Annotated in this window: 16 protein-coding genes; 8 read left to right on the top strand and 8 right to left on the bottom strand. The window is 48.8% G+C overall.

The features are described 5' to 3' along the window. From KXJ70_RS10965 to KXJ70_RS10950, 4 genes are read right to left on the bottom strand one after another with little or no spacing between them, the layout of a single operon-like run. Positions 1–1,170 carry an acyl-CoA dehydrogenase family protein gene (locus KXJ70_RS10965; protein ID WP_219043544.1) on the bottom strand — a complete coding sequence of 390 codons (1,170 nt, stop codon included), beginning with the start codon at positions 1,168–1,170 and terminating at the stop codon, positions 1–3. Positions 1,171–1,199: 29 nt separating this feature from the next. After that, positions 1,200–2,807 (bottom strand): acyl-CoA carboxylase subunit beta, encoded by a 1,608-nt coding sequence (locus KXJ70_RS10960; protein ID WP_219043543.1) that lies wholly within the window; start codon positions 2,805–2,807, stop codon positions 1,200–1,202. A gap of 38 nt (positions 2,808–2,845) precedes the next feature. Next, positions 2,846–3,337 carry an acyl-CoA carboxylase biotin carboxyl carrier protein subunit gene (locus tag KXJ70_RS10955; protein WP_219043542.1) on the bottom strand — a complete coding sequence of 164 codons (492 nt, stop codon included), beginning with the start codon at positions 3,335–3,337 and terminating at the stop codon, positions 2,846–2,848. Between the two features lies 1 nt (position 3,338). Then, on the bottom strand, positions 3,339–4,826 hold the full coding sequence (locus KXJ70_RS10950; protein ID WP_219043541.1) for an acetyl-CoA carboxylase biotin carboxylase subunit: 1,488 nt from the start codon (positions 4,824–4,826) through the stop codon (positions 3,339–3,341). Positions 4,827–5,448: 622 nt separating this feature from the next. Between KXJ70_RS10950 and KXJ70_RS10945 the strand changes: the two genes are divergently transcribed. The 4 genes from KXJ70_RS10945 to KXJ70_RS10930 are packed head-to-tail and all read left to right on the top strand — an operon-like array spanning position 5,449 to position 8,215. Beyond that, the gene (locus tag KXJ70_RS10945; RefSeq protein WP_219043540.1) at positions 5,449–6,252 is read left to right on the top strand and encodes an SDR family oxidoreductase; all 804 of its coding nucleotides are present in this window, start codon (positions 5,449–5,451) and stop codon (positions 6,250–6,252) included. A gap of 10 nt (positions 6,253–6,262) precedes the next feature. Then, a complete protein-coding gene (locus KXJ70_RS10940; RefSeq protein ID WP_219043539.1) occupies positions 6,263–7,054 on the top strand; it encodes an enoyl-CoA hydratase/isomerase family protein in 792 nt (263 codons plus the stop codon). Between the two features lie 35 nt (positions 7,055–7,089). Beyond that, positions 7,090–7,770 (top strand): TetR/AcrR family transcriptional regulator, encoded by a 681-nt coding sequence (locus KXJ70_RS10935; RefSeq protein ID WP_219043538.1) that lies wholly within the window; start codon positions 7,090–7,092, stop codon positions 7,768–7,770. Positions 7,771–7,795: 25 nt separating this feature from the next. Continuing rightward, positions 7,796–8,215, top strand: coding sequence for a GFA family protein (locus KXJ70_RS10930; protein WP_219043537.1), 420 nt, complete (start codon positions 7,796–7,798; stop codon positions 8,213–8,215). Positions 8,216–8,358: 143 nt separating this feature from the next. Here KXJ70_RS10930 and KXJ70_RS10925 read toward each other — a convergent pair whose 3' ends face one another. Together KXJ70_RS10925 and KXJ70_RS10920 are read right to left on the bottom strand one after the other, a co-directional pair. Next, on the bottom strand, positions 8,359–8,631 hold the full coding sequence (locus tag KXJ70_RS10925) for a BrnA antitoxin family protein (protein WP_219043536.1): 273 nt from the start codon (positions 8,629–8,631) through the stop codon (positions 8,359–8,361). A gap of 247 nt (positions 8,632–8,878) precedes the next feature. After that, the gene (locus KXJ70_RS10920; protein ID WP_219043535.1) at positions 8,879–10,510 is read right to left on the bottom strand and encodes an AMP-binding protein; all 1,632 of its coding nucleotides are present in this window, start codon (positions 10,508–10,510) and stop codon (positions 8,879–8,881) included. Positions 10,511–11,248: 738 nt separating this feature from the next. On the opposite strand from KXJ70_RS10920, the gene KXJ70_RS10915 reads away from it, so the two are divergent. From KXJ70_RS10915 to KXJ70_RS10905, 3 genes are all read left to right on the top strand, one after another. Further along, positions 11,249–12,700, top strand: coding sequence for a coniferyl aldehyde dehydrogenase (locus tag KXJ70_RS10915; RefSeq protein ID WP_219043534.1), 1,452 nt, complete (start codon positions 11,249–11,251; stop codon positions 12,698–12,700). 37 nt (positions 12,701–12,737) lie between these two features. Further along, complete coding sequence (locus tag KXJ70_RS10910) at positions 12,738–13,898, top strand: epoxide hydrolase family protein (protein WP_219043533.1); 1,161 nt, start codon at positions 12,738–12,740, stop codon at positions 13,896–13,898. Between the two features lie 1,182 nt (positions 13,899–15,080). Continuing rightward, positions 15,081–16,475: an SDR family NAD(P)-dependent oxidoreductase gene (locus tag KXJ70_RS10905; protein WP_219043532.1), complete on the top strand. Its 1,395-nt coding sequence runs from the start codon at positions 15,081–15,083 to the stop codon at positions 16,473–16,475. 248 nt (positions 16,476–16,723) lie between these two features. Here KXJ70_RS10905 and bamJ read toward each other — a convergent pair whose 3' ends face one another. Beyond that, on the bottom strand, positions 16,724–17,431 hold the full coding sequence (bamJ, locus tag KXJ70_RS10900) for a BamJ family beta-barrel-assembly machinery protein (RefSeq protein ID WP_219043531.1): 708 nt from the start codon (positions 17,429–17,431) through the stop codon (positions 16,724–16,726). 195 nt (positions 17,432–17,626) lie between these two features. Here bamJ and KXJ70_RS10895 point away from each other — a divergent pair, with 195 nt between their 5' ends. Next, a complete protein-coding gene (locus KXJ70_RS10895) occupies positions 17,627–18,451 on the top strand; it encodes a hypothetical protein (protein WP_219043530.1) in 825 nt (274 codons plus the stop codon). Here the strand turns inward: KXJ70_RS10895 and KXJ70_RS10890 are convergent. Further along, on the bottom strand, positions 18,448–18,957 hold the full coding sequence (locus KXJ70_RS10890; protein WP_219043529.1) for a TIGR02444 family protein: 510 nt from the start codon (positions 18,955–18,957) through the stop codon (positions 18,448–18,450). The genes KXJ70_RS10895 and KXJ70_RS10890 overlap by 4 nt on opposite strands. Positions 18,958–18,970 lie beyond the last annotated feature (13 nt).

Raw genomic sequence — 18,970 nt, 5'->3', positions numbered from 1 at the left:
TTAGCGCAGTAATTCACCGGCGATAATTAATTTTCGAACTTCGGTGGTACCGGCACCAATTTCTAACAATTTAGTCGCACGGAACAAACGATTAATTTCAGATTCCCAAATATAGCCGCTACCGCCATGCACTTGCACGCCGTCGTCGAGGACTTTGTTTAAGGTATTCGCGACAAACATAATTGCCGCAGCCGTTAGCTTATGAATTTCGCCACGCCCCGCTTCGCCATGTCCCACGCCTTGGCAGGCAGAGAGTGCGCGGTAGGTCATCAATTTCATGGTTTCGACATTGGCATACATATCCGCCAAGCGGCTTTGGACCATCTGGAAGGACGCGATGGGCTTGCCAAATTGTTGCCGGGTTTTGGCGTAATCCACCGACAATTCTAAAGCGCGTTCGGCAATGCCAACGCATATGGGGTTAATCATCGCGCGCTCAAGATCCAAGCCACTCATCACCACGCGATGACCCTGGCCAAGTTCGCCAACGATATTCTCTACCGGTACACGACACTCCTCAAAAACCAACTCTGCTGTTTGGCTGCCACGGAAGCCCATTTTGGTGAGCTTTTGCGCCACTTTAAATCCAGGGAACTCTTTCTCAATCAAAAACGCAGTAATGCCTTTTGAGCCGGCGTCTTTTTCAGTTTTCGCGTACACCAGCAACACGTCGGCAATGGGGCCGTTGGTGATGTAGATTTTGCTACCGTTAAGCACGTAGTGATCGCCGTCTTTTCTAGCCGTTGTGCGCATGGAGCCTAAGGCATCAGAACCTGCACCGGGCTCCGTCAAACCCAGCGCGCCAATTTTAGTTCCCGCGCACACATCAGGTAAATATTTCCTTTTCAGAAACTCACTGCCGTTTGCGTAAATATTATTGGCAAATAAATTGTCGTGAACCACCCAACTTAAACCCAGGGCGTGGTTCCAGCGCGAAAAGGCCTGAGCAATAACACCGCAAGACAAAAAGTCCATACCGGCACCGCCGTACTCAGGGTCCACGGTAACGCCAAGCAAACCGAGCTCGCCGAGCTTGGGGAATAATTCCGACGGCCACCACTCTTCGTTGTCCATACGCTCAGACAGCGGATACAGCATATCCCGTGCAATGCGGTCAGCGTGGTCGAGTAAACCTTGATGTTCTTCGCCGAGCTCAAACATATTGCTCATACACTCTTCCTCAATTCTTTTAATGCCACTTAAATACGCAGTACGCCGTAACGCGGGTCTTCAATCGGCGCGTTCATCGCTGTGGCTATTGCCATGCCCAATGCATTACGAGTGTCGGCAGGATCTATAATGCCGTCATCCCAAATCAGAGAAGAGGTGTAGTAAGCGCTGCTTTGATGCTCGTAGTCGTCAGTCACATCGCTGTATATTTTCGCGCGCTCTTCTTCACTCAGGCTTTTTCCTTCGCGCTCAAGCTGGGTGGTTTTAATGGTCGCCAAGGTTTTTGCCGCTTGCTCGCCACCCATCACCGAGATTTCGCTGTTCGGCCAGCTGAACAAGAAACGACTATCAAAGGCACGACCGCACATACCGTAGTTACCCGCACCGTATGAGCCATTCGTCATAATGGTGAACTTAGGCACTTCACTACCCGCCTGCACCATAATCATTTTCGCGCCGTCTTTAGTAATACCTTCGCGCTCGTATTCGCGACCCACCATATAGCCGGTGATATTCTGCAGAAATACAAGTGGCGTTTTATTCTGGTTACAAAGCTGAATAAAGTGCGCGGCTTTTTTAGAGCTGTCGTTGAACAGAATACCGTTGTTACCGATAACGCCGACCTTATAACCCCAGATATGAGCAAAACCGCAGATCAGCGTTTTACCGTAGGCAGGTTGGTACTCATGGAAACGACTGCCGTCGACTACACGGGCAATCACTTCCATCATATCGAACTGAGTTTTAATGTTAGCGGGGATAATTCCATACAACTCTTTAGGGTCGTAGTAAGGTGCTTCCGGGGCTTGCTGCTGAGCATCCCATTTTTTCTTTTTGCTCCACTGAGCAACAATTTCGCGACCAATCGCAATCGCTTGCTCTTCGGTATCGGCTGGGTAATCGCAGGTTCCGCTTACCGAGGTGTGCATGTCTGCACCGCCCAGCTCTTCAACAGTAACTTCTTCGCCAGTTGCCGCTTTAACAAGTGGTGGACCACCGAGGAATACCGCACCAGTGCCGCGAACAATAACGCTGTAGTCACTCAGCGCAGGCACATACGCGCCACCGGCCGTGCAGTGTCCAAACACCAGAGATAATTGCTTACAACCCATCTTACTTAGAATGGCTTGGTTACGGAAAATACGACCGGCAAAATATTTGTCGCCAAATAATTCTGATTGCAGAGGCAAGAAGCCACCAGCACTGTCGCACAGGTGAATCACTGGCAGGTGATTTTCAATGGCGATATCCATAGCGCGTACAATCTTTTTGATTGTCATTGGATACCAAGCACCACCTTTTACCGTGCTGTCATTGGCATGAATGAGCACTTCGCGACCAGCCACAATACCGATCCCGGTGATGCAGCTGGCCGACGGTGAATCACCATCGTAATGCTCGCCCGCCGCCAGAGTAGACAACTCTAAAAATGGCGTGCCCGGATCGAGCAACATTTCCAAACGCTCGCGCGGCAGCATTTTTCCTTGGCGCGCTAGGCGGTCTAAATCCCGTTGCGGACGCTCGTGACGAGCGGCATTTTGGCGACGATGAAACTCGCCCAAGCGTGCTTCGTTCGCTTTAAGATTTTCTTGGTACTCTGGCGAGTTAATGTTCACTCGCGATTGAATTCTACGCATGGCGATAGTCCAGCCGATTTCTGTGAATGTCTAAGGGTTTAGTCGTCGCTTTCGATCTCAACAAGAACATCGTCCTTGTTGAATTCGGAACCCGCACTAACATGTATGCGGCCAACGACACCGTCGCAGGCGGCCCTAACAGTCGATTGCAATTTCATACTTTCAATCGTCAATAATTTATCGCCTTCAACGACGCTATCGCCTTCGGCTACCAGCACTTCAACCACAACACCGGGCATCGGCGCGCTAATTGCGCCAGCACCCGCGCTAGCACCTGCAGCAGCGGCACAGGGATCAATAGCGGTGACTTTGAAGTAGCTGCCAGACATTTTGATGTAAATGTCATCGCCATCCCGGGCCACCCAAGACTCATAGGATTTGCCATCGAGCGTCAATTGACAACGGCCTTCTTTACCGTGCTCAAACTTAACGTCGCAGTCTTTATCACCAATCGTTAGAACCAACTCATCGGCCAAACTACGCGGTGCAACTTTTACCAGTTCATCACCAATTTTGAATGTGTATCTCAACTCAGTTTCTCCATTCTTTCATGAGACGATATGGATACGGCACGTCATCCATCATCGCCACAAACTGGCGATCACTCAGCGCTGCGGTTGCCAATACAGCTGTTTGCACGTCAGCACTCGCAAGCGACGGCCCTATATCTGCGGCATGCTCTTTAATAAAACCGGTATTAGTTTCACCAGATTTAAATGCGGGATGACGGAGCAAGCGCCCTAAATAATCAGCGTTTGTTTCCACACCCAGTAGCACGAGTTGATCCAACGCCTCACCGGCACGGGCAATGGCCGCATCGCGGTCATCAGCGTGAACAATAAGCTTGGCGATCATTGAGTCAAACGCGGTACCGACTTTTTGACCCTCGTAACTACCGCTATCAAACCGCATGCCTTCGCCAACAGGCGGACGCAACATCAGCACCTTACCGGCGGAGGGCGCAAAGTCATCGTCAGGAATTTCTGCACAAATACGACACTCAATGGCGTGACCTATTTGTTTTATATCTTCTTGCTTAAAGCTCAGCGGCTCACCCATGGCGACTCGCACTTGCTCGGCAACCAAATCGACGCCCGTGACCATTTCGGTAATGGGGTGCTCAACCTGTATGCGCGTATTCATCTCTAAGAAGTAGTAATCGCCGTTTGGCGAGAAAATAAATTCAATGGTGCCTGCGCCGGTGTAATTAGTGGCCTTTGCAATACCCACTGCGGACTCGCAAATATCGCGACGTAACTCTGGGCTCAAGGCCGGTGATGGCGTTTCTTCTATAACCTTCTGGAAGCGGCGCTGAATGGAGCACTCGCGCTCCCACAAATGTACGCAGTTGCCGTGCTCGTCGCCCAAAACCTGAACTTCAATATGGCGGGGGCTTTCAATATAGCGCTCCGCATATACTCGCGGGTCACCAAAGTAACGCTGCGCTTCAACCTTGGCCGTAGCGACTATGTCTCGCAGGCCACCGGCCTCACGGACGATTTGCATACCCTTACCACCGCCACCTGCGGAGGCTTTAATCAACACCGGAAAACCGATCTCGATAATGGCAGCAATAAGCTTGTCTTCGTCACCATCATCAATAACCGAGGGCGCGATGGGAAAACCGCGCTCAGCAACAAAGTCACGCGAGCCGATCTTATCGCCCATCAAATTCATCACTTCTGGACGCGGCCCAATAAAACATACGCCCGCTTCATCTAAAGCGCGGACGAAATTCGCGTTCTCTGCCAAGAACCCATAACCCGGGTGAACGGCATCGACGCCGTGACTTTTACACAAACCAACAATCTGCGGAATATCGAGATAAGCGCCTACCGGCGTATCACCGAATACTTCGTAGGCCTCGTCAGCAAGTGTAAGCGCAGGACTTTCGATTTCCTGACGGTGGTAAAGGACAGCAGACTGCAGCCCCAACTCCTTGAGCGTCCGCAAGATCCGCATGGCAATTTCGCCGCGGTTGGCGACAAGTACTTTTTTAAAACTTCGTACAGCAGACATTGAATTTTCCAGTGTGCTTAGTTATCGACAATATTCAAACAATACAATTGAGCAACACTCAATATAAATACAAAAAAGGACGAACGCAATAAAATATATTTACGAAAATCACGTAAAAATCTTATTAAAATGTAAAATATTACGGATTAACACTATTAGTTATTATTCAATAGAGGAGAGATGAGCTCTAGAAATTGAGCCGCTAGACACCAAAACTCCATATGGCGCCGTACTTTTCGCAACAACCGAGGAAAAATAAAAAAGACCCGCCGTAAACGGCGGGGAAGAGTCGCACCTAATACAATACACCGCGAAAACCCGCTATTGAGCAAAGGTTAATATAGAATATAATGACTAAAAGATCAATATTGATAATGCTCGCAACTTTATTGAGTGGCCACTCCACCTCATTCTCAGCGGATAATAATCGCACCCCTCTCTTATGGATTTACAGCGCAAAATACTGATTTAAAACGAGTTTATTTTTTAAAGGCGAATATAAGCCACACAAGCAATATCGCGGGACAAATTTTACACCCCAAAGACGCACCCCCAACATAATTGAGCTTTACTCAATTATGCGCTAAATTACAATCAAATCTCAGTTAAAGGGAACAGTCTCGTGTTTCAAGAAAATACTCTAGAAGGCAAAGTAGCTTTCATCTCTGGCGGCACCAGTGGAATCAATCTGGGCATAGCCAAATCGATGGCCAGACTCGGTGCAAAAATCAGCGTCATTGGCCGCGATTTAGATAAGGCAGTCAAAGCTGCTGGAGAAATTAGCGCGGAGGGTAAATACGAGGCGATCGCCTTCAGCGCCGATGTCCGCGACTATGCTGCGGTAGACAGTGCGATATTGGCGACCGTTGAAAAATTTGGCCCCCTGGATATCGTGGTCGCCGGCGCCGCAGGTAACTTTTTTGCCCCCGCCATCGATATCAGCCCCAACGGCTTTAAAACCATCATTGATATCGACCTTATCGGCAGCTATCACGTCTTCCGCGCCGCTTTTGACCACTGTAATACGCCCGGCGCGCGTTTTATTGCCATTACCGCGCCGCAAGCCGTCAACCCAACCCCGCTGCAGGCACATGTTTGCGCCGCCAAAGCCGGCGTCAACGCTCTGCTTAAAACGCTGGCCATGGAGTGGGGGCCAGCGGGTATCTGTGTGAACGGTATTTCACCGGGTCTTACGGCGGAGACAGAAGGCCTAAAACGTTTGTTTGCCACCGAACCTGAAGCCGGCCAAAAACTCGTCAACGCATTACCACTGAGGTACCTGGGTTCCGTGGACGATATCGGCGCCGCAGCGGTGTATTTAAGCAGTGATTTGGGCAAATACATTACCGGCACCATTCTCGATATTGACGGTGGCTACCAAATCGGCGATGCCACAATCGACTGCCTAAGTTCTAGCAAAAAGTAAGGATAAGAACATGATTGAAATCAGCGACAACGATTACGTGCGCACCATTGCGCTATATGACCCGAGCTCCTTCAATAGCATTACTGAAGAAATGGCCAATGCTTTGCTGGCAGCATTGAAGGCCGCAGTAGCAGACGATCAAATTCGCGCGGTGCTACTTACTGGCAGAGGCAAACTCTTTAGTGCCGGAGGCAATCTCAAAACCTTTATGAGCCAAGAAGGCCCTTTAGACGACTACGTTAACAAGGTGATCGAAGACACATATAACCCCTTGGCGGAATATCTGATGGCGATGCCAAAACCCGTGGTGTCTGCTATTAACGGCCCTGCAATTGGTGCCGGCGTGGGCTTGGGCTTGAATGCCGATATTGTATTAGCTGCCAAATCGGCCTACTTTTCACTACCCTTTGTTCCCAAGCTTGGCGTGATCCCCGATATGGGCTGCTCCTGGCTGGTCAGCCGCGGATTAAACTATAATCAGGCGCTAGCGCTGTTTTTAACTGGCGAAGCGATGCCTGCCGAAGTTGCCGCACGCAGCGGCATGATTTGGAAGTGCGTAGACGATGCAGAGCTAATGAAGGAAGCGTCGACCTTGGCGGCAAACTTGGCTAAGCTTTCCCCCGCAGCGATACGCAGAACCAAAGAAGCATTGCGGTCCGCCTGCGAAAGTAGCTTTGGCACGCAGCTAAAATTAGAGCAGCAGCTTCAAACCCTAAGCTTTGGAGGCAATGCCTTCCAAGAGGGCTTACGTTCGTTTAAAGAGCGACGCGAAGCAGATTTTATTGCGCACGGAGACGATTAAGTTTCCACGCGATAACACAACGAAGAGATAACAACGTGGTTACTAAAACAAAAAAGCCCGGCACCCGCACTCGCCTGTCACGAGAGCATCGCGAAAAAGAGATTGTCAGCTCGGCCCGCAAAGTCTTCATCAGCCGCGGCTATGAAGACGCGACGATTGCCGAAATAGCGGATGCCGTTGGTGTCGTCGAAGGCACAGTATTGCATTACTTCAAAAGCAAACGCGCGCTGATGGTGAAAGTCATTGAGGAGTTTTACGAGGAGATTACCGCCACCATGGAAGGCGGTGTCAGCGGTATTTCTGGCGCACAAAACAAACTGCGCTACATTATCCACACTCACATGTCGCTGCTAGACAATAACAGCGACCTATGTACGGTTATTCTCAACGAGTCCCGTGGCGCACAGACAGAACTACTGGAAAAGGTTCACGACTTTAATCGTCGCTACAGTAACGTTGTTATCAATGTAGTACGTGAAGGAAAACAAAGCGGCGAAATTACTGAATCAGCATCGCCAGTGCTCATTCGAAATGTGGTGTTTGGCGCGATTGAGCATTATTTGTGGGACATCGTTGCGGGTACAAAACGTGAAAGTAGCGAAACGATAGCAGATCAACTCACCCATCTTGTTTTCAATGGCATTATTAGCAGCCCAGAAAACTCACGCGGCGAAATAAATCATCTTATTAATAAACTCAACAAATTGATCGACTAATAAATAAAATATCGGGAGAATTTTTATGAGCGACCATACGATACATCAAGGCCAGTGTGCCTGTGGCGACGTCCGCTACACCTGCAGCAGCGAACCCGTTAGCGTGATGGCCTGTCATTGCCGCGATTGCCAATATGCGTCTGGCAGCGCCTTTGCCACGGTCGCCTTCTTCCCTGCCGCTAGCTGCGAAATGACCGGCGAATCTAAAGCGTATACCGTGAAGGGCGATGCCGGCTTGACGATAAATCGTCACTTCTGTGGTAACTGCGGCACGCCGCTGTATTCTGTCGCAACTGAAATGCCCGATCTCTTATTCATAAAAGTGGGATCGCTAGACAAGCCAAGCTCAGTCGATCTGCAGGGCCATATGTGGTGCGATTCTATGGTTTCGTGGCTAAAGCTGAATGACGGCTTAGCGCAGCTTCCAGGCAACCCGCCACTGTAAGAAATTCGAACTAAAAATAAGTCATCAAAATTGTCTACAGATGTTGATTCACCCGAAAGCTAAGAAGCATTTGTAGAATATGCTGGTCAGCAACCAATTAGCGTTTATCTGCGGTGCGCAGACGCGAAGTAATTAGCACATCATCAAACATTGCGGCTCTGTTTAACATCATCGGTAAGCCATGACTTGATAAGAGACTGATAGGGCATGTCGCGCTTATTCGCTTCAATTTTTATGCTATCCAGCAAACCCTCGGGTAGTCTGAGCGAAATGGTTTTAATTGACGGCTTCAGTTTTGGCATTGAAACTGATTGCGCCTTCGCCCAATCAATATAATCGCTTGAATCATGCTTCTTCCAAAATGCTCGCTCTTCAGCTTCCGTTTTGAATTCGGGCGTGGGTTTAACTTTGCTCATAAACATTCCTCTCTTTTCGGTGCATATCACGAGCCGAGATTACACGAACCAAAGTATCATTGGCGCGGAGGGTAAACGTTATAAGCAGCAATCTAGCATCGTCGCTCTTCCTCAGCGCGTGGTAAAGCGCTTCATCGTGGCTATGCTATTGCCACCATATACATCCAAGTCAAGTGCTAATAAATTAGCCACCTGCATACGCAATCGACACAGGCAATTTTTTATGACCCGCTGAAGACTATTGCGGCTACATAAACACAACCGTACTTTCGTGCTTCGCCTCAATTTGATCTTTAAAATGCGCAATAATACTTTTTCGTTTGAGCTTCATGGTCGGTGTAAGTAGGCCGTTCATAATCGTCCACTCTGGCGTTATAACAATTTGATTTACTCGCTCATACGCCGCTAGTGTTGCGTTAATACACGACAATGAAGCTTCCAAACTGGCAATCAATTCATCGCGTGACAAACCACGCGCTAACTCTGACAATGTCGCCAACAATAGAGGCTGGTCAAGACCGTGACCACAAACGCAGACTTGCTCTAACTCAATTAACGAGCCGAAATCGTCCTCTAACTTTATCGGCTGTATAAACTTTCCTTTTGTGGTCTTGAAGACTTCACTAATACGCCCGGTAATCCATAAATTTCCATTTTCATCGAGCTTGCCTGTGTCACCAGTGTGGTACCAGCCGTCAACTAAAGCCTCTGCGGTTTTCTCTGGATTTTTATAGTAGCCGGTCATTAGGCCATCACTTTTGAAACACACTTCTTCGTCATCGGTAATTTTAATTTGCACACCCTGCAAAGGTATACCCACACATCCGGCCTGCGGCCGCTCATCCGACAACCAAAATGTTCCGTCGCAAAAATTCTCAGTCATGGAGTATCCCTCACGTAACACCACGCCCATATCGATAAACCAGTTTTGCACGTCACGCGGGCAAGGTGCCGAACCCGTCAACACCATTCGAGCTTTATTTAAGCCGAGCTGCTTTCTAACCTGCTCCTTCTGCTCCTCGCCAAACCCCGCCTGCACAGATGGCGGGATTTTCGCGTCAACCGCCGCTTTAAATTTCACCCACAAACGAGGCACCGAAAAGAAGAAGGTAGGTTCGACTTCTCGCAGCTCCGCGGCAAAGGTCTCCAATCCTTCAGAGAACGAGATGATGCCGTTGCAGTAAAGCGCATTCATTTCAACAATGCAGCGCTCAGCTGCGTGCGACAAGGGCAAGTATGAAATCAGGCGCTCGCGCTCTGGACCGCCACCAATTTTCCAGTCCTTTTGCATACGCGGCAAAATACGCCCTGGCGTACCGTGAACATGCATTACCCCTTTGGGATTACCGGTCGTGCCAGAGGTATACAGAATGGTCATCAAGGCATCGAGATGCGGTGTCGGAGAGTCTGCCATCGGTTCATGACTCGCAATAATGGTTTCTAAATCTGCTTCAACCTCGCAGCTACAGCCTGAAATACCAATTCGTTTAATTCCTGCAGGCAGCACCGTGTCCGCTTGCTCAGCGATATCAAACTGGCCGAGAAAAATTAGCCGGCTTTCACTGTGCTCTAAAATGTATTTAGACGAGGGGGCGTCCTGACCTGGATACAAAGGCACGCTAACGTGGCCACTGAGCATAATTGCAAAATCAACCACTACCCAGTCTGCGCAATTTTTTGCGAACACTGCGATCCGACTGCCGGGCTCGTAGTCTTGAGCGGAAAGATATGTCGCCAGGCGGCGAGCCCGATCAGCAACCTGCGCCCACGTATATTCTGTCCACTGCAAAGCCTTAGGCTGACGCAAAAATACTTGCTCAGCCGCGGTCGACTCCCACTGATAGAGCATTTCTAATGGTGTTTTTATCACATCGCTCATCGCGCTGTACTCCGGCAATCATAATTTTTAAATTCACCAAGCCTTAGGCTTGCTATGTTTTCAAGCTTATTGGACCAAGACCCCATCACCGACTTTGACAATGGCAGTTTGCGGTGGCGCACTACGTTCACCATGACTCTTTCTCGGCATCTATCCATGCCCCAATACGCGCACCCGTCTTCGCTTAGCACGCAAGGGACGAAGGCAGACCTCGCTGGCACGGGTTCATCCCCTGCGTTATGCGGGCCTATATTGATTTGAACATCAATAATGATTAAAGACAACTTTTGACTTAGCTCAGCAGGCAACTCAAATCTTAGGCCATCAACAGTGCAGCCGCTTGGATCAATGAAAGTCTTCTACAAATAGCGTGGAGAAAACTGCATTTATGCTTAGAGTAAAACTGGCCACGCTTAACCAAATACATTCATGCCAAGCGTCGAGAATCGGACGAGATCCACCCCGCCTAAATTTAGAGAACAGTTAGAAACCTGATCGCAGAGAGGGAATGTGCTGCCCGCAGTTATTGACTTAAAGGTCATTAACTGCGAATATCTCATGCAATTAAGCTCGTAGACTGCATTCGGCAATACGTAAATCATCAACAATAAAGCGCAACAAATCTCCGTCGCAGCCTCCATAAATACATATCATTGATCACATTAGACCTATCGTTGTGGCTTAGTAACTCAGCCTTTGCCACTCATTACGATCGCCCTCAACGCGAGGATTAAAAACATGAACAGCGCCCTACTGAACACCCAAGAAGAGAACAGCGATTTTCATTACATTAAGAATTTGGTCGAGTTGCAGCGCAGCAGTTTCATTCAAGACGGCTATCCAAATCTTAAGACCCGGCTCGAACGCCTTGATCGTCTTATTGCGATGCTTCGCAAAAACAAACTAAAGCTGACAACCGCACTGAAGAACGACTACAGCGCACGCTCACATTTCGATAGCGTTGTTTTTGATATTTTAGTGCCAATAGAAAGCCTTAAATACTGCAGAAAAAATACTGCCAAATGGATGAAACCAGAAAAGCGCGGCGCTAAGTTCCCCCTTAATCTTCTGGGCGCTGACGCGCATGTGTTTTATCAACCTATGGGAGTAGTTGGTATAGTCGCTCCGTGGAATTTCCCAATTCAGCTCACATTTTCACCTTTGGGCAATGCAATCTCAGCGGGCAATCGCGCCATCATAAAGCCTTCCGAGCTGACTCCGGAAACCTCCGCTCTGCTACAAGAATTGTTCACTGCCGACTTTGGCCCTGAAGAAATTTGTGTTGTAAATGGCGGCCCCGATGTCGCCGCTGCATTTACTGCGCAGGCCTTTGATCACCTCGTGTTTACTGGCGCACCATCGGTCGCCAAGCACGTTATGCGAGCGGCCGCAGAGAATCTTGTACCACTCACCTTAGAGTTAGGCGGTAAATGTCCGGTTATTATCGGCCAAGGCGCAGATCTAAAAGCCGCTGTTGAGCGCATTTTCACGTTTAAAACCATGAATGCGGGGCAAATTTGTCTCGCTCCCGATTACACCTTTGTACAAGCCGAGGTGCTGCCACAATTTATTGAGCTTGCCAAAAAGTTTGTCGCTGACAACTTCGGCACCTTGGCAGACAACGACGATTACGGCTCGATTATTAATGAGCGTCATCGCGCGCGTATTGCTGGCTATATTCAAGAAGCAATGGACAGGGGCTATCAAACTATCCCACTTAGCGATGATATTGGTTTAGAAAAGTTAGCCCACAACCACAAATTGGCACCGACGCTTGTCATTGACCCTGCCGACGACTGCAAAATCATGACCGATGAGATATTCGGCCCCGCAATGCCAATTAAAACCTATACCGACATCAGGCAAGTTGCCGCCCACATCAATCGCGGTGAACGCCCATTAGCCCTCTACTATTTCGGAAAATCAAAACCTGAAATTAATCTACTAAAAACCAATACCACATCTGGCGGCATGGTCGTCAATGACATCGCCGCCCATGTTCTTCAAGACACTATGCCATTAGGTGGTGTAGGTCATAGCGGCATGGGCTCTTACCACGGCTTCGATGGCTTCCGCCAATTAAGTCACGGCAAAGGTTTTTACAAGCAAGGTATACTAAGCTTAACGCCGTTCTTTAAAGCACCGCACACCGACAAGATGCTCGCACTACTTGAAAAAATGATGGGCTAGTGTAGAGCCTCGTATAAATACATTTTGAGATCAGAATATGGATATTGAACGTTTCGTAATCGACATAGACCAATCACGCCTAGATGACCTAGCGTCACGATTAAAGAATGCACGAATCACTCCTGACTTTGGGAACAGCAATTGGGAATACGGCACCAACACCAATTACTTAACTGAATTAGTTGAGTATTGGCGTGAAGACTACGACTGGCGCAAACACGAAGAAGAAATGAATCGGTTCGAACACTTCAAAACAGAAATAGATGGTCTTACTATTCATTTCCTTTATAAAAAAGGTAAGGGCCCGTCGTCGACACCGCTGCTGCTGAGCCACGGCTGGCCGTGGACGTTCTGGGACTACCAAAAACTCATCGACCCACTTACCGACCCCGCGGCCTACGGCGGCGATGCGGCGGATGCTTTCGATGTGGTCATCCCCTCGCTACCTGGCTACGGCTTTTCTACCCCCCTCACCACCACTGGCATTAACTTTGAGAGCACCGCCGATATTTTCGTAAAACTTATGGACGGTTTAGGCTATAAAAAATTCGCCGCCCATGGCCACGACTGGGGCGCCATCATCACAGCGCAGCTGGGTCACAAGTACGCAGACAAGTTAATCGGCGCTCACTTCACTACTATGATACCGCTTGATGCCTTTAGCGGTGGCACCGTCGATGGATCATTTTTTAGCGAAGAGGAAATGGACATTGCAGAAAAGAATGTAAATTTCTTTACTGATGGGGGTGGCTACTTTGCACTGCAAACGACGCGCCCGCAAACCCTGGCCAATGCCTTGAGTGATTCACCGGTAGGACTGTGTTCGTGGATTTTAGAAAAGCGACGGGATTGGAGCGACTGCGGCGGCAACGTAGAAAGTCGATTCTCAAAAGACGACTTAATCACGACCGTCATGCTCTACTGGCTAACCGACAGCTTTGGCACTTCGGCTAGATACTACTACGAGGCGGCGCACCGGCCGTGGGCGCCATCACATAACCGCGAGCCAGTAGTGGAAGCGCCCTGTGGCATTGCCATTTTTCCAGAAGAAATACTATGCCAACCCGAGGCATGGATAAATCATTACTACAACCTAAAGCAAATATCGCGCATGGAGAGCGGCGGACATTTTGCAGCGATGGAAGAGCCAGAAGTGCTACTCTGTGATATACAGCAGTTTTTTGCGAGCTTGCGCTAGGAACCTATCTTTTGAGTGCCTACATTACCCGGGCACTCTTAAGAATTAGCACAACCCTTAAAGCCGCGCATATCCGATCACAAAATTACCGAACAGCAGAAGTCGCGCCTAGCAAATCACCAACAAGTTTCAAAATATATTTATATAACGTGATAGCCGGTATCTCGACGAACTCTCACTACCGACCCCCAACACCCTAGCATAAGCCTTTATATGCAGCTCCCGCCAAGCCCCAAAAATTTGAAAATAAGAATTTTTAGGTAAAGAAAACCTAACTCCGATTCCAAATTTGGATACATTAAACCCTGAATAAATATTTATTATTTAAATTATATAATTAGTAAAAACACAAACCCCAATGGCAGACAATGCTTTTTATCCAGAGAGACTACTCACAACTATTGGATGCAGGCTGGCAATAATGCATCAAGCCGCGCGTGTTATACAAGGTTTCGATGAATGTCATCAGCACTGCGTTCTATAAGGTATCGAATACTCACGACAATGTTTACTATTACTTGAGATCAGGCGACACAAACATTGCTCCGTCTTGGGACTCAGGGCTATTCCAAATAGTTAACTATTTGTTTTTTCTATTGTTTTCTTAAAACAAATATCTGTGCATGAAAAACTGGAAACGATACCCACCTTTACACAATCAATATTCAGTTCGCCGACAAGTTATGCACCCTTATAAGGCATATATCATGTCGATTAATATATCCACCGCTAGCTCTTATGCGCTGTTGCTATATCAAGCCCTAGATCACGAAAATTTCACGAACTAATACCAAGTAAATCCATGGCCGATCACGCCATAATTTCTAGATAATAATTTAGACACTTCGACAGGAGAGAAGACTATGTCTATTAGCACGGATGACGCTATTCTGAAAAACACACTCAATACACACTTAGCAATTCTCATTGGCATTATGGTCGTACTGACACTTTTTATTCCTGAGATCAGTTAGTTAACACCTAAAGGCGGCATACAAATAATAACTAAGGCCGCCAACACCCCTCCCATCGAAAACCCCATCTCAATCCGCTAAAAACATCGAACTACCACAAAATCGCGCCATCCAGGAATCTTATTGATCCGGAAACTCGGCACACTCGTAACACTCAGCGATACCAACACCCCACCCGTGCACCACGGCGAGCAGCGAGATGACACCGATGAAATACACTCTGAATGAGGCCATCGTCGTAGACCGACCAATCGAAGACTGCTTTGCCTACCTGAAAGATTTTTCAACTATCGAACAATGGGATCCCGGCGTTTATCGCTCGCGCAAACTCACTCCGGGCAGCCCCAAAGTCGGCACCGAGTATGAAATTTTACTCAAGTTGCCAGCGAATAAGCAGGCAGCAATGCACTACCGTCAAATCGCAATTGAACAGCCGCGGCAACTGATATTAGAAGGCGTAGGTGACAATTTCAGCGCCCTCGATACCATTACCCTTACCGCACTTAATAAGAATCGCACGAGTATTGATTACCGAGCCGAACTCGATCTAGCTTGGCTGCAACCGTCTACCCTCTGGATTTTCAAGCCACTGCTAAAGCGCATCGGCACTAAGGCCGTAAACGGACTTCAGGTCGCGCTTAGCAATCCTGACGCTCCCGCCAGCAGACGCCTAAAAAATGACATTTGCGACAAGCTCGTCGTCCCCGCGGCTCTCGGCTTTGGCAAACGCGGCTATCTCTCACAGCCGCGCAAGTCCCACTCCAACAGAATGGACGGCAAGGTCGTCGCGATCACCGGCCCAACCGCTGGCTTAGGCCTAGATGCGGCTTGCGAACTATCGAGATTAGGGGCGACGCTGATCTTAATAGGACGCGACGGAGAGAAACTTCAGCAAGCAGCCACCGATATTCAAAACTTCAGCGGCTGCGAAACAAATTCACTTCATATTGTTGAAGCCGATCTTAGCTCCCTGCATGCTACGTCTGCGGCCGCTAAAGCAATCCTACAAACCCAGCCTCGTATCGACGTTCTTATTAACAACGCCGGCGCATTATTTGCCACACGAGAGGAAACCGCAGAAGGGTTTGAGCAGGCACTGGCGGTAAATTTCCTTGCCCCAGTACTACTTAGCAAATTATTAGACGGCCATTTCACAGATGCCAGCCGCGTTATCAACGTAGTATCTGGCGGTTTATATTTCCAAGGCGTAAATCTCGATGACTTGCAGTTCCGCAACGAAGCATACGACGGCAGCAAGGCCTATGCTCGCGCCAAACGAGCCCTGCTTTACATGAGCCAGGAAAGCACCGGTAAGACGAGTTACTACACCATGCATCCCGGCTGGGCTGCCACACCAGGTGTCGCCAAATCCCTGCCGGCCTTCAATAAAAAATTAAAACACTTTATGCGCGATGGCCGAATGGGGGCCGACACCATGATATGGCTGGCCACCGCACCGGAACTGTCCCGCAGCGACCAAGCTGAACTGTGGTTTGATCGTCAACCTCATACCTGCGACGTTTTGCCAGGAACGAAATCGAGCGCAGCCGAAATCCAGCAACTCCGGAATTGGACATTCGCCACCTTATCTCGCTTTGAATGAACGGTACCGCACAGAGGGCTGCACAAGGAATTTCTTAGCGATGACTCTTGGCGATTACAGAGAACCTCAAGCTACTGATACAGATTAACGCTCACCCTGCACAAGCGATCGCCGATTTAAACAGAGGAATCGAAACTAGGCGGGGGTATTGATGACAGGAGTAAAACCGTGATTACCGCATCACGTGACTAAGCCGAGCATAAAAAAGGCCCACATGGGGCCTTTTCTACTTGAGCAATATCTATCGACTACTCTTTGTCTTCACCGGCAATGCTAATTAATTCAACATCAAAAATTAACGCTGAATTTGGACCAATCATTTGACCCGCACCACCTGGACCGTAAGCCAAGGCTGGTGGAATAAATAATTTCCACTTAGAACCAACTGGCATCATCTGCAATGCCTCAGTCCAACCAGGAATTACACCGCCAACTGGAAAACTTACCGTCTCACCACGCTGATAAGAGCTGTCGAATACCGTACCGTCGAGCAACGTACCGTGGTAATGCACCTCTACTGTATCGTCGGGGCCAGGTTTTGCGCCCTCAGCTTCGGTCAACACTTGATACTGCAAACCACTTTCGGTCGTCTTCACACCTTCCACAGAGGCATTTTTTGCAAAGAACGCATCTGCTGCTGCTTGATTCTCAGAGCCGGCCGCCTGCGCTTCTTCCTGACGAACTGCTAATTGCTTCTGCTGATACTCTTGCAGCGTGCTCATAATCTCTTCTTCGCTCATCTGCAGCTCGCCGCCAGCAAGGGCATCGCGCACACCTGCACTGAAGGCATCTACATCTAAGGGAAGGTCATCACCGAATCGCGCACCAATATTTGCGCCGATACCGTAACTCACTTTCGAAATTTCAGTATTCAAGTCAGCCTTAGACGAAGTTTCACTACCACAAGCCGTTAGCAGACCACTCATTACCACCGCACAAACCAGTGTCTTATTCATGTAACTACCTTATTTATGAAGAAAAAATACTGTCGCGAATTCGACATGCATACTCAGACCGTAGTCTGCCACAAGCGTTCCTGCAGACACAGTGTCCCAAGAGATAAATCCTATTGATTGGGGAGATAGATTCTCTGCGACAAGTTTGTATAATGCAGATTGATGTTTTTTTGAACATTTGTAGGGTTAAATCTCATGATTGGTAATAAAAACAAGAGTAGAACGGCCAAAACCCCACTTGTTGAGCTGCAAAACCTGCAATCCGAATTGCACTCGCTTAGGGAAAAGCACATCGCAGCACTTGAAAAAGAGCTGTTACTTCTTGAAAAGGAAGAGGTTTCTCAAAAATCACGGATAGACAAAACCCGCGACCAGCTAACTCAGGCTAAACAGCGTCTAAAAGAACAACAGGGCGCAAAGCCCAGCATTCAAGCTCGCAACCAAGCTAGCATCGACACCCATCAAGCCAATTTTGATAAATACCAAGCGGAGCTAGCGCATATACGCAGTAAGGTATTTGAACAAAAATTGCTCATCCGCAAAGAAAAAGCCGTACTAAAGGCGATTATCGATACCGAAAAGTCGCTCAAGAAGCCAGAAAAGGCGGCTCCCTCGGCAAAACCAGCGGCAAAATCTAGCAAACCGGCGGCGCCAAAGGCGAAGGCCCCAACAGAGAAGCCAGCAGTAAAAAAACCAAACACGGAGAAACCGCCAGTAGCGAAAGCCCCGGCAGCAAAAGCCGCAGCGGAGAAACCCAAAGCTACCAGTGCGGCCGCAAAACCTAGCGCGTCATCAAAAGAAGAGAAGTCTAGCGAGAAAAATAGTAATGTCACGGCGAGCACCGACACCGATACGCCAGTGACATCGCCACCCCCGCCAGCTGCTGTCAAACAAGTCGTCGCCCCAGTCGAAAAAGAGGACTACATTCCGCCGAAGCGACGAGTGAGACGGATGAGCGATATCCCCAGCCATCCAGATAAGGCCGGCGACCGACTTGCCAGCCTATTCGACGATTTTTAGGGAATATCGGCAAACTTTTCCGCTATTTCTTTAAATTTCGGAGCAAGATCGTATTGACTTACGCCCTTAACCAACGCGGCGTAAGTCAATATATTGTCCAAGTAAGGAGCATCCCCCTCGCTCGCGGCGGTTTTTATCGCTACATGATGACATAGCGCGTCAATCTCCACGCGCTCCGCTTCGATCTCCGCCGCTTTCAGCGCGCCATATAAACCAGCATTGGCCTCGGCCTCCCTGCGTAAAGCGCGCAGCGGCAGCACATAACGCTCGCGAATGGGGGCCGCCAAATCTATCAATTCCCCGCATAGCGAACTTGTCCAGCGCCGCCCTTCGCGGCCGCAAAATCCGGCAGCCAGCAAGATATTCACATCCATTTGATAATGGTCCTGCAAATAATGGCAATGCCGTTGTATTATGGGCTCCGCGTAAGCCGCCAGCGCAAACTCCCATAGAGTACTTTGCGTCTTTTTAGGTGAATTCTCACCGGCATTACATTTTTCGTTCATTACTCGGTACTCA

Origin of the sequence: Zhongshania aquimaris (assembly GCF_019312595.1) — a bacterium.
GTDB classification, from domain to species: domain Bacteria; phylum Pseudomonadota; class Gammaproteobacteria; order Pseudomonadales; family Spongiibacteraceae; genus Spongiibacter; species Spongiibacter aquimaris.
Note: the sequence above shows the minus strand (reverse complement) of the source record. Positions and strands in the feature narration are given on the sequence as shown.

Bases quoted from the DNA above. Each gene is read 5' to 3' on its own strand.
- KXJ70_RS10965 (WP_219043544.1), bottom strand. From the start codon at position 1,170: ATGAGCAATATGTTTGAGCTCGGCGAAGAACATCAAGGTTTACTCGAC.
- KXJ70_RS10960 (WP_219043543.1), bottom strand. From the start codon at position 2,807: ATGCGTAGAATTCAATCGCGAGTGAACATTAACTCGCCAGAGTACCAA.
- KXJ70_RS10950 (WP_219043541.1), bottom strand. From the start codon at position 4,826: ATGTCTGCTGTACGAAGTTTTAAAAAAGTACTTGTCGCCAACCGCGGC.
- KXJ70_RS10940 (WP_219043539.1), top strand. From the start codon at position 6,263: ATGATTGAAATCAGCGACAACGATTACGTGCGCACCATTGCGCTATAT.
- KXJ70_RS10930 (WP_219043537.1), top strand. From the start codon at position 7,796: ATGAGCGACCATACGATACATCAAGGCCAGTGTGCCTGTGGCGACGTC.
- KXJ70_RS10925 (WP_219043536.1), bottom strand. From the start codon at position 8,631: ATGAGCAAAGTTAAACCCACGCCCGAATTCAAAACGGAAGCTGAAGAG.
- KXJ70_RS10920 (WP_219043535.1), bottom strand. From the start codon at position 10,510: ATGAGCGATGTGATAAAAACACCATTAGAAATGCTCTATCAGTGGGAG.
- KXJ70_RS10915 (WP_219043534.1), top strand. From the start codon at position 11,249: ATGAACAGCGCCCTACTGAACACCCAAGAAGAGAACAGCGATTTTCAT.
- KXJ70_RS10910 (WP_219043533.1), top strand. From the start codon at position 12,738: ATGGATATTGAACGTTTCGTAATCGACATAGACCAATCACGCCTAGAT.
- KXJ70_RS10905 (WP_219043532.1), top strand. From the start codon at position 15,081: ATGAAATACACTCTGAATGAGGCCATCGTCGTAGACCGACCAATCGAA.
- bamJ (WP_219043531.1), bottom strand. From the start codon at position 17,431: ATGAATAAGACACTGGTTTGTGCGGTGGTAATGAGTGGTCTGCTAACG.
- KXJ70_RS10895 (WP_219043530.1), top strand. From the start codon at position 17,627: ATGATTGGTAATAAAAACAAGAGTAGAACGGCCAAAACCCCACTTGTT.
- KXJ70_RS10890 (WP_219043529.1), bottom strand. From the start codon at position 18,957: ATGAACGAAAAATGTAATGCCGGTGAGAATTCACCTAAAAAGACGCAA.